Origin of the sequence: Acinetobacter sp. WC-323, from assembly GCF_000314615.1 — a bacterium.
Lineage (GTDB): Bacteria > Pseudomonadota > Gammaproteobacteria > Pseudomonadales > Moraxellaceae > Acinetobacter > Acinetobacter courvalinii.
Window position 1 is genome coordinate 107,561 of the sequence record NZ_AMZS01000045.1, and the last position, 14,339, is coordinate 121,899.

Sequence of the window (14,339 nt, forward strand, 5' to 3'; positions counted from 1 at the left end):
ATAAGTTTTCATAAGTTACTGTTTTGTAAGAAAAATACATATTACAAATAAGAGTAATTTTTTGTAATATTAAAAGTAATATTTTATAAGATACTGATTTATAAAAGAATAAAAATATAGAAATATGACAAATATATACAGTAATAAATTACTTATACCTTACTTAATTATTACTTTCATCTTACCTGTTATCTTATTGAATTAATTAAACTAAAATAAATTTATTACTTTATTACTTCAAAATTTCGCTACCCCCGCTCTTTTTTCAAAAGGCAGAATATAGCCATTTCGTGTGGTTTTTAAACGAAATAAGAAAAATTTACGGGATTAAAATGGGAATGAAATGATGCTTGGGATGGTCTTTCACACATGCTATTAAAGGGTAATAAATAGGCTTTGATCGTGTGATTAGATTTGCTTGGGAAGCTAACTCAGGAAAGAAATTCCTTTGTTTTCAAGAATATGGTCGGAGCAGTAGGATTCGAACCTACGACCCCCTGGTCCCAAACCAGGTGCACTACCAGGCTGTGCTATGCTCCGAAATTGGGGTGAATGACGGGATTCGAACCCGCGACAACTGGAATCACAATCCAGGGCTCTACCAACTGAGCTACATCCACCATCAAAATTTAGTTCTATGTACCAAGCGACCAAATGGCGCGCCTGACAGGATTCGAACCTGTGACCATCCGCTTAGAAGGCGGATGCTCTATCCAACTGAGCTACAGGCGCATAACGATGATAATAATATCAAGCGATACTTCGCCGATCTTAAAATAATGTTTTACAACATTATTTTAAATGGTCGGAGCAGTAGGATTCGAACCTACGACCCCCTGGTCCCAAACCAGGTGCACTACCAGGCTGTGCTATGCTCCGATTTCTCAGCTTTTAGTGTATCGCACATCGTGCGGTACGGTGTGCATTCTAGGCGCGACGCTCTGGAACGTCAACACCTATTTTTCAAAAATATTAAAAATCCTTACCAAATGTATATTTAACAAGCATCTTGATGCTTTTTAACGCTTTAATGAGGCACTAAAGTTCAACATTCGATCTAAAGGTAATTTAGCGCGTTCTGCCAAAGCTGGGTCAACGTGTATTTCTTGATCGGCATGCTGCAAGACATGCAAAATTCCATCCAGTTCATTCATTGCCATCCACGGACAATGCGCACATGAACGGCAAGTTGCCCCCTCACCTGCAGTTGGTGCTTCAAATAATTCTTTATCAGGCACTGCTTGCTGCATTTTATAGAAAATACCCCGATCGGTTGCCACGATCATTTGCTGATGCGGTAAAGTCTGGGCAGCTTTGATCAGTTGCGAGGTACTTCCCACGGCATCGGCAATATCGACCACCGATTCAGGTGACTCTGGGTGCACCAATACCGCTGCCTCTGGATAAAGCGCTTTCATTTGAGCAATGCCGCGGGCACGGAATTCTTCATGCACGATACAGGCACCATCCCACAACAACATGTCAGCGCCGGTTTTCTTCTGAATATAGCGGCCTAAATGCTGATCTGGTGCCCAAATAATTTTTTCACCCAAACTGTCCAGATGCTCAATGATCTCAACCGCACAACTTGAAGTCACCACCCAGTCCGCACGTGCTTTAACCGCTGCTGAAGTATTGGCATACACCACCACGGTATGATCAGGATGCTGATCACAGAATGCCGCGAACTCATCCACAGGACAACCCAGATCCAGTGAGCAGGTTGCTTCCAGTGTCGGCATCAATACCGTTTTTTCAGGGGATAAGATTTTGGAAGTTTCTCCCATAAACTTTACCCCTGCTACCACCAGCGTCGTTGCAGGATGATCGCGACCAAAACGCGCCATTTCCAATGAGTCAGAAACACAGCCACCCGTCAGTTCTGCAAGCTCTTGCACTTCCGGATCACAGTAATAGTGCGCCACAAGCACAGCATTACGTTTTTTAAGCTCTGCTGCGATTTGAGCGAACTTTTCTTGTTTCACTTCTGGGCTGAGGCTATTGTCCTTTGGCTCGCCCAAACGATCTAAATGCGCCTGCACAATATTTTTGGCTTCGTTCGCAATTAAATTCGCATCATTCATAAAACGTCTTCTCTATCCTGCGTGCTTGCATCATTGCAAAGCTATAACGTGGGTGTCGGGGTGATCATTTGTTGAGAATCACACTGTCCACAAACCAGCTTATAAAAAAAGCCCCACTGTGGAGGCTTCATTATAACGCAAATTTATGAGCGATAATCGGCATTAATTTTCACATAGTCGTAAGAAAAGTCACAGGTATAAACCGTGTCTTTTGCCGTACCACGACCGAGATCAATCCGGATGGTAATTTCTTTTTCAGCCATCACCGCAGCACCTGCTTCTTCGGTATAGTCCGGGTTTGCACCACCATCCAGGCAAATTTGCACGTCACCCAACCAGACTTGAACCTTGCTACTGTCGAGATTTGGTACGCCCGCCTTACCAATCGCCATCACAATACGGCCCCAGTTTGGATCTGACGCAAATAATGCAGTTTTAATGAGTGGTGACTCGGCAACGCTATACGCCACATCACAACATTCTTGCGTATTTGCGCCGCCCTCAACCTGAACGGTAATGAACTTGGTTGCCCCTTCACCATCACGTACGATTAATTGCGCCAAACGATCCATAATACGGGCAAGCACATCGAGCACGTGTTGATAACGTGCATCGTCTTGGTTCTGGATTTCTGCACCACCTGCCAAACCGGTTGCCACAAAGATACAGGAATCATTGGTCGAGGTATCACCATCAATGGTAATGCGGTTAAAGGAATGCTCAACCGTGGTTTGCAATAAGCGCTGTACCAGTTCTTGGCTAATCGGCGCATCGGTTGCAACGAAGCTGAGCATGGTCGCCATATTCGGACGGATCATACCTGCACCTTTACTGATTCCCGTCATGGTATAGGTCACCCCATCCAGTTCGAACTGTTCGGATGCACCTTTCGGCGTAGTGTCAGTGGTCATAATGCCAGATGCCGCTTCAGCCCAACGATCTGCATTTAACTCATTTAATGCAGGCTGAATGCCTTGTAGTAAACGCTCAATCGGGAGCTGCTCACCAATCACACCGGTTGAAAACGGTAAAATTTGGTTGGTCTGTACACCGGTTAACTCAGCTAGTTTGGCACAAGTCGCTTCTGCATTTTGATAGCCGACTGTTCCTGTTGCAGCATTGGCATTACCCGTGTTGATAATCAGGTAACGTGGGATATTTTCTGTTAAATGCTTTTTACTCAATTGAACAGGCGCAGCCGCAAAAGCGCTTTGGGTAAATACCCCAGCGACCTTTGACCCTTCAGCAAATTCAAAAATGACTAAATCTCGTCGATTTGGATAACGTACATACGCCTCAGTTGAGCCAATTTTTACACCCTGCACCACATGCATAAGTGGCATAGTTACGTCACCAACAGCCATTTTTAAACTTCCATTAATTAAGCTTTAAAGATATTAGTTTGATATTTGATTAGGAGTTTTTTTCTCATCGGAGTCTTATTGAACTTTCATCCCATTTCTGGGTAAGCCTTCGGCTCGACCTACTTTTCTTTCGGGAAAAGTAGGCAAAACCATTTGTCACCCGCAAAACCTGTTCATTTCTTGCATTTATCTAATTTCAATCATAAATACAATATCTGCATCTTCTTTAAACCACGCAGGTTGCGGGTGACGTTTCCGCGTATCAAAAATCTACTAAGGTTTATATATCAGACCTTGCCTTAAAAGCTTATGCTAAATAACCAGAAAAATCGAGTATTAACACTACGGATTATGGAATTTGGCTTTGCTCTAAACTGAGTAAAATCTGCTTCTTATCCAAACCACCCGCAAAACCCACCAACGCCCCACTCGAACCAATCACCCGATGACACGACGCAATAATCGAAATCGGATTCTTGCCATTGGCAGCGCCCACCGCACGTACCGCTTTCTCGTTCCCTAGCTGTACTGCAATCTCTTTATAACTGCGCGTTTCCCCATAAGGAATACTCAATAATGCTTGCCAGACCTGTTGCTGAAAAGCCGTTCCCTGAAAATCCAGAGGTAGGTCAAATTGCTGACGCTGCCCTGCAAAATACTCTTCTAATTGTTGTTTCACTTTATGCAACATTGGATGCTGGCGATCTTCAACCAGCTCGGCTAAACGAACCCGTTTATGGTCTTCGTTATCCCACATCACCGCAACCAGTGCCTGATCATGTGCAACCAGTTTTAATGCACCTACAGGCGAATCCATATACATATAAACCAGTTGCATCATGTTCTCCTTAAGTGGTTAATTTGATGACAGTTTCATCAACATCAAACCCGATACGATCAAGACTGCTGCAATCATTCGCATCGCGGTCATCGGTTCGTTTAATACCATGATCCCGACAATAAAAGATCCAATTGCACCAATCCCGGTCCAGATGGTATATGCCGTTCCCAGCGGAAGGGTGCGCATTGACATCGACAGCAACACCACACTTAAAACCATGAAAACGATGGTCACGATACTTGGCGTTAATTTGGTAAATCCTTCAGACAACTTCATTGAGTATGCCCAGATGACTTCAAAAATACCTGCCAAAATTAAAATTGCCCACGCCATTTTATTACGCTCAACTTTATCAAGGGTTGGGTCGTCCCAACGTGATTCTTTCGAGAGAGGTCGTCCTCCTAAGCCCAGCAGTGTACTGTAAAATAGACCATGATGTGATCTGTTATGTTTCAACTCGGTTGAAAATTTCAGTAATGAACAGTGACTGCCCCTATTTCTTTCGTAAGGTTTTTAACCATTGTGCGAAACGTGCAAGAAACTTGGACAAGAACTGTTGTAGCTGGTTTAACGTATTGTTTTCTGATGGGTTCAATTGACCAGTAGCTGTCTTTTTCTTGGCAGTTGCAAGCACTGAAGGCTCATAATGTGGCATGGTTTGCTGTAGCTCAGCCCCTAGATTGAGGCGCTGTAAAGCCACAGTGACAGTCTCAATCGGGTCTTGATGATAAAGCGCCAGATGTCGGGCATCTACATCAATACAGTGTTCAAGTAACAGTGCTGAAAAAGGAATGAGGGCCTGTCTTACCCGCTGTTCATGTGCAGCGCTGCACATTGCCGGAATATGATAAAAACTGACATACATGCTACCCTCAGAGAGAATGCGTTCAGATTGAGAAGTAGAGACGTGCTGAGGCTTTTCGCCCGACGGAGTAGCGTGAGTATTTTTATCTGTTATTGGATTGTGTTGTTGTTCGAAAGCCATTTATGCACCATGAATGACTCAAAAAAGATACTGTTAGTATAAACCAACAGTATCCCGAAAAAATGACATTTTAAACAAAATATCAAAACTTTAGCGTAAGACCTGCACCATAGATCCAACCTGTTTTAGAATCCGTAGCTTCTTGCCAGTCAGTCGCCTTGCGTCCCTTGTTATAGCCATAAGCCACATCAATAAACGGCATCACACGGTTCTTCACAATTTCATAGCGGGTTTTAATCCCGACTTCCGCATCGGCAAGCCCGGTTTTGGCTGCATATTTGGATTGATCTCGTAGCACCCATTCCATTTCCAGATAAGGCTGCATAATCAACTTTTGTGTGAGCAAGAAATCACGTTCAGTTTCTAGCACAAAGCGCCATTGCTGATCCTGTCCCGCATACAGATGAGCATCGGTTTCAAAGAAATATTGCGCCATGCCGTGCACACCCACAACACCTTCAAACTGTTCCTTATCGACTTGATGCTCAGCGTTATAACGATAATTTACGCCAGCTTGAACATCCCAAAAATCTGAAATATTACGGCTATACAGGGCCGCAATACGTTGCTCCGATTTTTCAGACTCGGCCTTGGCATAATCGGCGTTGATAAACAGTTTATTTTCATCGCTGCCCACCCAGGTTTTTAACTTAGATTTAACCCTACCCTTGCCATCTTCATCCAGCAACCATGCGCTATCTAACTGAGTCGATTGATAGATTTGCCCACCATGTTCACGCGTATGGTCGTGCTGTCCATGTTCTGTTTCAGGTCCTTGCTGAACTGTTGGCTGGTGTTGGTGCTGTGAATGATCCATTGGAGATGCAGCAGCCACTGGCATATTCTGCTGTGCGGGCATCTCCATTTGCATCATCTGATCATGTCCTTCATGCGCATAGGCAAATGCACTGAACGAAGAAACCATGCCTCCGATTGCCAACAATTGTGTATATCGCTTCATTTTGCAAACTTGCTTAGTGATGTGCATGGCTCGCTCCTTGAGATGATTGAACAGGGGCTTGAACTGGCATTTTTGAATCGTCTACATTGGCAACAATCAGCTTGCTCATCATGCCTGCACTCATGTGATATAACAGGTGACAATGGATTGCCCACTCCCCTAATTCATCCGCAGTCAACAAAGCTGTTACTGTCTTGCCAGGCGGCACAATCACGGTATGTTTATTCGGCATATCTTGCGGTGCCTGCCCATTTTCCAGTTGCATAAACATGCCATGTAAATGCATCGGATGCGCCATCATGCTGTCATTGACGAATTTCAGGCGGATACGCTCACCATAACGCACCGTTAAAGGCTTAAAGTCAGGATCACTAAACTTCTTGCCATCAATGGTCCAGATATAACGCTCCATGGTTCCACCCAGATGAATAACCACTTCACGCTCTGCTGGACGGCGATACTTTTCTGGCTGGGGTTGCAAAGATTGTAGATCGGCATACGCTAAGGCTTTCTGACCTGCTGGGGTTGCCGCATTGGCCCAGCCCTGCACAGTATCCCTGCCTTCTTGTGCAGAAGAGTCTGCCATTTGATGCTGACCATGCTCCATCTCTTTCATGCTCATCTGTGCATGGGCACTATGATCCATTTGCGACATGTCCATATTTTCTTGTGAACCATGATCCATACCGACATGTTGTTTAGGAGCATCAGCCTGTTTGTCCTGAGCAATCTGATGCTGGCTATGATCCATCTTGCTCATATTCATTTCAGCATGTGCACTATGATCCATGGCAGGTTGTGAGGATGTTGCAGCGTTCAGCTGTTGCTGTGGCATCTGGTGCTGACTATGGTTCATTTCGCCCATTTTCATTTGACCATGCGAGCCATGATCCATGCCCATGTCTTCCATGGTCAATAAGGCACGCGGACGTGCTTTTGGAATCTGGACACTGGTCGGACGGGTCAGCATTTCATTCTGCAATGAGCCGATGGCAAAACCAGAACGATCGATCGACTCTGCTTCAATTTGATAATGTGCCTGTTTTGGCTCGACCAGCACATCATAAGTTTCTGCGGTGCCAATACGGAACTCATCTACAGGAACAGGTTTTACTGGCTGACCATCGGCACTGACCACGGTCATTTTCAGGTTAGGAATACGTACATCAAAAAATGACATCGCCGATGCATTGATAAACCGTAAACGGACCTTTTCTCCCGCCTTAAAAGCACCGGTCCAGTTTTGTTGCGGGGTCTGACCATTCACTAGAAAGGTATAACCCGTAACATCGGACAAGTCCGTTTTTAGCATGCGCATCTGGTTCCACATCGAACGATCTTGCCAGGTTGCTTTCAACCCTTGTTGCTTGAACTGTTTCCAGATGTCACCGACTGTTTCACGCTGGTTCTGATAATACTCGGCTGATTTCTTCAGATTTGCCATGATCTTGTCGCTTTCGGTGTCATGGAAATCAGACAACATCACCACATAATCACGCTCCGCTTGTTCATGGGCCGCGACAGGCTGTTTTCCTTTGGGATAAATCACCAAAGGACCATATAAACCATCCTGTTCCTGCCCCTTGCTATGCGCGTGATACCAGTAAGTGCCATTTTGGCGAACCTTAAAACGGTACTCAAAACTGCCATTCGGCTTAATACCTTTGAAACCGTTAAAGCCTGGTACACCATCCATGAGTCCGGGTAAAAGCAGGCCATGCCAATGTAAAGAGGTATCTTGATCTTTGAGCTGGTTATGAACATGAATGACAGCTTCATCCCCCTCCTCAAACTCAAGTAATGGGGCAATAAATTTGCCATTTACGGTGATACGTTGCACCGGTTTACCGGTCACATTGACAGTACCCTGATTAATATTGAGATGATATTCCTTGATTGCAGCCACACTATAAGGTGCGAACAATACGCTTAGGCTAGCGACAACACCAGCATATATTTTTGAGGACATGATGATTTCCTAATCTGTTAACTTTAAAAATGCTCAGCTCCCTTTTCAGAAAGAGCAAGAGCCTGCAAAGACAGATCAGGTTCTAGGTGGGCGTAAAATCTCTTGCCAATAGCCTGCCAGATGACGTGCCTGATAATCCGTATGGATATGCGTACTCAGCTCTAAAAATGGCGAAGCAGAAAGGCTTGGGGTATTGTGGTCTAAAGCGAAATTGATGCTTTGACAATGCGAGGTACTATTACAATCCTGACAATGCAGATGGTCCTGCATTTGCCCGTCATGACATTGACCGGGACTCATGCGATCTGCATGTAAGCTTTGTGCAGCATGATGTTGCATCATTTGCTGATCATGACAGGATAAGCTTGAAACCGTAGATGAATGATGAGCATGAACCTCTTGAACTGCTGCAACGGCCGCACTGCTGCCCCCAATGAAAAAGATCATCAGGAATACAAACCACAGATGTCTGTATTGCTTGCGAAATTGCACTTCAGGTTCCTTGTTTCCATCAATTCAGGTGATTGAATGTGCTTAGCATAATTTCTTTCGACTTTATGCACAATGACCTGACTGTTTAAATTCTTATCCCACCATTCAAAAGTATTATGCTTTTGCTGTTTTATTGGTCACTCCAACCACTTTCACTCACTGCGCAAAAATAGTGCAAAATAAATAAGTTAGCGCATAAAAAAAGGACAAAAACTTGTCCTTTTTCCATTATTTTGCTGCCAATATAAACAACTGAAATCATTTTGTTTATTTTAACAACATCTTATCCACTTGGTTATCAACACGGTTATCCACCCAGTTATAAACAAAGTTATCCACAAGACTAGGTAGAAAATAGGATGAAAATACTAAACTTCTGTTGCGCCAACTTGAGCCAGCTCTGCACGCATTCGGTCAATCACGGCTTTATAGTCAGGCTGACCAAAAATTGCTGAACCCGCAACGAACATATCCGCACCCGCCTCGGCAATCTCACGGATATTGGCAGGACCCACACCACCATCGACTTCCAGACGAATATCACGACCACTGGCATCAATAATCTGACGCGCCTGACGTAATTTATCCAAAGTCATCGGGATGAATTTCTGTCCGCCAAAGCCTGGGTTTACGCTCATCAATAAAATCTGGTCGACTTTATCCAGCACATAATCAAGGTAATGTAAGGGTGTCGCCGGGTTAAAGACTAAGCCCGCTTTTGCACCACCCGCCTTGATCAGTTGCAAAGAACGGTCAATGTGATCGGTTGCTTCCGGATGGAAAGTAATGATTTCTGCACCCGCTTCAATAAAATCACCAATCATGCGATCCACAGGCGAAACCATCAGATGCACATCAATGGGTGCTTTAATCCCGTAGTTTTTCAGTGCTTTACACACACCTGCACCAAACGTCAGGTTGGGTACATAGTGGTTATCCATCACATCAAAATGTACAACGTCTGCACCTGCAGCTAGAACTTTTTCCACCTCTTCACCTAAACGCGCAAAATCAGCAGATAAAATCGAAGGAGCAATCAAATAAGGCTTGGACATGGATGACCTGGCAAACTCTGAGAAAAATGATAAGGCGATTATAACAAATTCAGCCCACTTAGGGCTGTTACAAAGTCATTATTCAAGCATTGCAAACTTGCAACAACGCGTTGCATCTTAACTATTTTTATCTGCTTTATGCTTTGTTATGTTAGTCAATGAAATAAGAGGACGAAAAGCAATATGAATAGCAGCACCAACATCACGACGACTGAAGGAAAACGCATCAGTAAACGTTTGCTTAATCACTGGAAGCATAAGTTTGAAGTTGCAGAAACGGAAACAGAGACAAAAATCTTTATGCCTACTGCAACCGTTACCCTCACACCGCATGAACAGCATTTGGCGGTACTGATCGAAAACCAGCAAGAAGATGTCGCACATCTCGAACAGGTGGTGATCAATCACTTAAACCGTATGGCGCAGCAGGAGTTTGTGGCTGAATGGCAGCACAATTAACAAGAAGCTCAACATGAGCTTCTTTTTTTATCCCGCTACTTTTTCAAGCTGAATGGCGTGAAACTGGAGATGATCATCAATAAAACTTTGAATAAAGTAATAGCCGTGATCATAGCCTTTGTGTAGACGTAAAGTGAGCGGTTGCTTAGCTTCCAGACAGGCCTGTTTGAATTTCTCGGGGTTCAACTGAGCAAAGAACTGATCATCCAGTCCCTGATCAATCAGGATTTCTTCAAATAACCCACCTTTTTGCTGTACCAGCGCGGTCGCATCATGGGCCGCCCATTGCTGCTGATCCGATCCCAAATATTGGCCAAATGCCTTTTCGCCCCACGGGCAAATACTGGGTGCGCAGATTGGGGCAAAAGCCGACACCGATTTGAATTGATCCGGATATTTAAAGGCTAAGGTCAATGCACCATGTCCGCCCATGGAATGACCAAAAATTCCGACCTGATTTTCAGCGACCGGGAATTCTTGTAAAACATGTGCATAAAGCTCATCAACCAGATAAGACTCCATTTGATAATGCTCAGCCCAAGGCTGTTGGGTGGCATTAATATAAAAGCCAGCCCCTTGCCCAATATCCCAATGATCACCTTGTGCAACATCATCCCCACGCGGAGAAGTATCAGGTGTAATTAAAATCAGGCTGAGTCGGGCCGCCATGCGTTGTGCATGCGCTTTAATTGCAAAGGTATCTTCGGTACAGGTTAAGCCTGCAAGATAAAACAGGGCTGAACATGCTTTGCCTTCCAATGCAGCGGGTGGCAAATAGACACCGACTTTAGTGCTGCCTTTAAGGTGTTGAGAATCAAGTTGATAAATACGTTGCTCACCCTCAAAACAACGGTTTTTTTGCAGTAGCTGCATGTTCATCATCCTGTGTTTTTGTAATGTCTGTTGATGCAATATTTTGTGTCGGGAACAGATACGGTTCAAGCTGTGGCAGCATCAGTTCCATATTACGGCCCATCGACCATTGCGGTTCAGAGGGTTCAACACCTTGTGCCACTTCCCACTTGGTCACGGTCTGTTTGGCCTGCTCAAAGGCTTTCTTCATTGAAGATTGTTCGCGCATCGCCAGATCAAAAAACGCCCGACCAAAATAAGTATAGTCTGCTTCGTTATTACAGCCAAAAGAAGTTTTATCTGCCGCAGAAGCAGTAATGATTAAAGTATCCGGTGATTGTAAAGCCGGAATAAAACTGCCCGAATAACAGGCTGAGATCACAATCACACGCCAGCGAATCCCAGATTTATCCAGCGTTTCTCTTAACCATTTTGGATCAACCTGATCCAGATTCAGCGGTGCATTTTCAATTTCAAAATGATTCCGCTCACCATGCGATGTCATATACAGAAACAAGACATCGCTATCACGATTCATTTGCTGACCAATACGGCGTAACGCCAGTTCCATGCTGGTTTTCGATGCGATTGGCACTTCCAGACGGGTCGCCGGGTTATTGATGAGCATAATGGAACGGCCAAAGGTGCCAAAACGGGTATCGAACTGTTCTCTGATGCGTTCAATTTCCGACTTGAATACATCCACATAGCTATCACCCGCCACACCCATAAAATACCAGTGGCTTTGGGCAATATCGCCATACTGAATCTGATCCAGTGCCTTATCCAGCAAATGGCTTTGCGCATAAAAGGCGTCTTCGGCAAAACTTGGCGGGGTCTGCTCCACTTTCCAGATCGGCTGATCCTTCACGGAAAGCTGCCATACCACCATGGTTGCAATGGTTGCCACAAAGACCAGTGCACGTTCCCACCACGGCCAGTTGAGAGCACGTGAAAACACCCAGATCACGGCCAGACTTTGCCAGACAAATAGTCCAACAAACAGCGGTGGCAAGAAACCGTTATAGATACTGTCAGGAATAAAATTCAGATAACCGTTAGAACCCAGATACTGGATAATGCATTGTAATAGCAGAATATTGGTATCAAGCACTAGCCACAATAAGGCAGGCACCAGCATCAAACGTGGCTGATTCATCCGTTGCGAAAGAAAAATACCCACGATCAGTGCAATAAAAGGCCATAGTGCATAGCCGATCAAGCCTTGGGAATTAAATTCCCCCATTTGTCCGGCCACCAGCCAGCTATACAGTGAGTTGGTACAGCCGCCGAGAATTCCCCAGAGAATCAGCTGGGTAATGGATGGATGTACAACCTGTAAGGAACGGCGAGACCCGAGGAACAACCACATTCCAGCAATTTGGTTACTTTTAAAATCATGCCAGAGATTAATGGACGGTTTGAGGTCTATCATAAAATTCTTCGGGAGTTTCTCTTTTCAAGCCTAAACTGAAAATATGCCATCCTAATATTTGAATGTGCAGTACTTTTCCTAAAAGACGCAATGCGTGACTGTAGTGTAAGCTCGACAAGAATTTTTTAGCAATCATGCTTTTACACTATATCACAAAACTTTACCGAGCATTGACGCAAGCCAAACAATCATTTGAATCTGATTTAGAATTAACCTTTTGGAAAATATGCATCAAAACGGCAAGCATCACCTAGCCATTGGTGATCAGGGCTTTGATCTGCCAGATAAACCGCATGTCGGGGGCGTTTCACGATCACTCGTTTGGCAATCTGGCTGGCCAGATGCAAGAGTTGATCACCCAGATCCATTTCCCCATCTTCAGGCAACAACAGATGTAACAACTGCATTTGCTTCTTGACCTGAGCCTGTTTTTTTACTGCTTGCTGGTTCTGATCCCGTTGTGGAAACATCGGATCCAGATACACCACATCGACCTGCTCACCTTGCTGGACCAGTTGTTGCAAATAGCTGTTGGAATCGGCATAGATCAGTTGAATACGCGACATGAACGACTTTAAAAACGGATCTTGCTCGGCCTGTACTTTGGTATATTCCAGTAATACAAACAGGATTGGATGGCGCTCAACCAGCCGAACTTCAGCACCCAAATAGGCCATCAGTAAACTGTCATGCCCCAAACCTGCAGTTGCATCGATCAAGCTTGGCTTTTCCCCCAGTTGGCAGGCTCTGGCAATCATCTCTGATTTTAAGCTGGCTCTTTTTAAACGGGGAATCTCGGCACGCCAGTCCGGCTGCATTTTCATGCCGTTGGCAGCCAGACTAAGCCCATCGCTATCGATGACCAAAGCCATCTCTGGATTCAAACGTAAAAAACGGGCATTGATCTTTTCAACCGCTTGACCGTTCAACTGAACCTTCAATTCAGCCAAACGGCTTTTCAGTTGCTGAAATGCCTGTTCATATTCCGCTTGATAGTAACACTGCATCTGCATTACCAGTGCACCCAACCTGTCCACCACGTCGCCAGGATAAACAATCCAAATACGATACGATAATAGGCAAAAGCGGTGAAGTCATGCTTGGACACATAGCGAATCAAGGCACGGATCACCACCAAGGCTGAAATAAAAGCAACGATAATACCGACGGCTAACACCAGCATGTCATTGCTGTGCAAGTCATGACGCATCTTGTACATATCCAGCAAGCCAGCGCCCATCAATACAGGAATTCCCAAGAAGAATGAGAATTCGGCTGCGGCTTTACGAGATACACCCAAGAATAATGAGCCAATAATGGTTGACCCTGAACGTGAAGTTCCTGGAATCAAGGCCAGACACTGAATCAGACCAATTAAAGTCGCTTGCTTAAAACTCAGATCATCCACTTCTTTGGTAACGATCTGATGCGGGCGACGTTCCGCCCATAAAATGATAAAACCACCGACAATCAAGGCAATCGCAACAGTAATGGCATTAAATAAATAGGCTTTAACCACATCACCAAAAGTCAGGCCAATAATCACAATCGGAATAGAGGCAATGATCAGGTTCAGGCTTAGACGGCGGCCCTGTTCCTGTCCTGTGAGCGCACCAATTAGCGCGCCCCACAATTTGCCCCAATACTCATAAATCACCGCAGCAATTGCACCAATCTGTACGGCGACAGCAAACATATCGCGCTTTTCAATGGTCCAGAAATCAAGCAGTTGACCTGATAAAATGAGATGTCCTGTGCTTGAAATGGGCAGGAACTCGGTAATCCCCTCAACCAAGCCCATAATTGCTGCTTTAAATAGCAATAAAAGATCCATAATTAACC

14 protein-coding genes and 4 tRNA genes are annotated in these 14,339 nt (G+C 44.7%); 1 reads left to right on the forward strand and 17 read right to left on the reverse strand.

What is annotated here, in order from left to right; genetic code table 11:
• Positions 1-463: 463 nt before the first annotated feature.
• The 13 genes from ACINWC323_RS08840 to rpe all read right to left on the reverse strand — a co-directional run bounded on the left by ACINWC323_RS08840 (position 464) and on the right by rpe (position 9,751).
• Positions 464-540 (reverse strand) — tRNA-Pro (locus tag ACINWC323_RS08840).
• Positions 541-544: 4 nt separating this feature from the next.
• A tRNA-His gene (locus ACINWC323_RS08835) sits at positions 545-620 on the reverse strand.
• A gap of 35 nt (positions 621-655) precedes the next feature.
• A tRNA-Arg gene (locus tag ACINWC323_RS08830) sits at positions 656-732 on the reverse strand.
• A gap of 70 nt (positions 733-802) precedes the next feature.
• A tRNA-Pro gene (locus ACINWC323_RS08825) sits at positions 803-879 on the reverse strand.
• 140 nt (positions 880-1,019) lie between these two features.
• Positions 1,020-2,084 (reverse strand): quinolinate synthase NadA, encoded by a 1,065-nt coding sequence (gene nadA, locus ACINWC323_RS08820; protein WP_009512426.1) that lies wholly within the window; start codon positions 2,082-2,084, stop codon positions 1,020-1,022.
• Positions 2,085-2,227: 143 nt separating this feature from the next.
• Positions 2,228-3,448 carry a bifunctional glutamate N-acetyltransferase/amino-acid acetyltransferase ArgJ gene (gene argJ, locus ACINWC323_RS08815; protein ID WP_032881511.1) on the reverse strand — a complete coding sequence of 407 codons (1,221 nt, stop codon included), beginning with the start codon at positions 3,446-3,448 and terminating at the stop codon, positions 2,228-2,230.
• Between the two features lie 349 nt (positions 3,449-3,797).
• Positions 3,798-4,286: a methylated-DNA--[protein]-cysteine S-methyltransferase gene (locus tag ACINWC323_RS08810; RefSeq protein ID WP_009512401.1), complete on the reverse strand. Its 489-nt coding sequence runs from the start codon at positions 4,284-4,286 to the stop codon at positions 3,798-3,800.
• Positions 4,287-4,304: 18 nt separating this feature from the next.
• Positions 4,305-4,622 (reverse strand): DMT family transporter, encoded by a 318-nt coding sequence (locus tag ACINWC323_RS08805; protein WP_005228866.1) that lies wholly within the window; start codon positions 4,620-4,622, stop codon positions 4,305-4,307.
• 160 nt (positions 4,623-4,782) lie between these two features.
• Entirely contained in the window at positions 4,783-5,274 is a 492-nt protein-coding gene (locus tag ACINWC323_RS0119070) for a hypothetical protein (RefSeq protein WP_032881513.1), read from the reverse strand.
• A gap of 82 nt (positions 5,275-5,356) precedes the next feature.
• Entirely contained in the window at positions 5,357-6,262 is a 906-nt protein-coding gene (locus ACINWC323_RS08800; protein WP_032881515.1) for a copper resistance protein B, read from the reverse strand.
• Entirely contained in the window at positions 6,249-8,204 is a 1,956-nt protein-coding gene (locus tag ACINWC323_RS08795) for a copper resistance system multicopper oxidase (protein WP_009512271.1), read from the reverse strand. Before ACINWC323_RS08795 ends, ACINWC323_RS08800 begins: the two co-directional genes overlap by 14 nt.
• A 75-nt stretch (positions 8,205-8,279) precedes the next feature.
• Positions 8,280-8,696: a hypothetical protein gene (locus ACINWC323_RS08790; RefSeq protein ID WP_032881517.1), complete on the reverse strand. Its 417-nt coding sequence runs from the start codon at positions 8,694-8,696 to the stop codon at positions 8,280-8,282.
• A gap of 368 nt (positions 8,697-9,064) precedes the next feature.
• Positions 9,065-9,751 carry a ribulose-phosphate 3-epimerase gene (rpe, locus tag ACINWC323_RS08785; RefSeq protein WP_009512288.1) on the reverse strand — a complete coding sequence of 229 codons (687 nt, stop codon included), beginning with the start codon at positions 9,749-9,751 and terminating at the stop codon, positions 9,065-9,067.
• A gap of 183 nt (positions 9,752-9,934) precedes the next feature.
• Here rpe and ACINWC323_RS08780 point away from each other — a divergent pair, with 183 nt between their 5' ends.
• Positions 9,935-10,210, forward strand: a complete 276-nt coding sequence (locus ACINWC323_RS08780) for a DUF2218 domain-containing protein (protein ID WP_005283533.1) — start codon at positions 9,935-9,937, stop codon at positions 10,208-10,210.
• A 27-nt stretch (positions 10,211-10,237) separates the two neighbouring features.
• On the opposite strand, the gene fghA is transcribed toward ACINWC323_RS08780, so the two are convergent.
• The 4 genes from fghA to ACINWC323_RS08760 all read right to left on the reverse strand — a co-directional run bounded on the left by fghA (position 10,238) and on the right by ACINWC323_RS08760 (position 14,331).
• A complete protein-coding gene (gene fghA / locus ACINWC323_RS08775) occupies positions 10,238-11,083 on the reverse strand; it encodes an S-formylglutathione hydrolase (protein WP_009512380.1) in 846 nt (281 codons plus the stop codon).
• Positions 11,052-12,497 carry a C13 family peptidase gene (locus tag ACINWC323_RS08770; protein WP_005228851.1) on the reverse strand — a complete coding sequence of 482 codons (1,446 nt, stop codon included), beginning with the start codon at positions 12,495-12,497 and terminating at the stop codon, positions 11,052-11,054. Before ACINWC323_RS08770 ends, fghA begins: the two co-directional genes overlap by 32 nt.
• Before the next feature lie 209 nt (positions 12,498-12,706).
• Positions 12,707-13,510 (reverse strand): class I SAM-dependent methyltransferase, encoded by an 804-nt coding sequence (locus tag ACINWC323_RS08765; RefSeq protein ID WP_009512324.1) that lies wholly within the window; start codon positions 13,508-13,510, stop codon positions 12,707-12,709.
• Positions 13,510-14,331 carry an undecaprenyl-diphosphate phosphatase gene (locus ACINWC323_RS08760; protein ID WP_009512322.1) on the reverse strand — a complete coding sequence of 274 codons (822 nt, stop codon included), beginning with the start codon at positions 14,329-14,331 and terminating at the stop codon, positions 13,510-13,512. Before ACINWC323_RS08760 ends, ACINWC323_RS08765 begins: the two co-directional genes overlap by 1 nt.
• Positions 14,332-14,339: the final 8 nt, after the last annotated feature.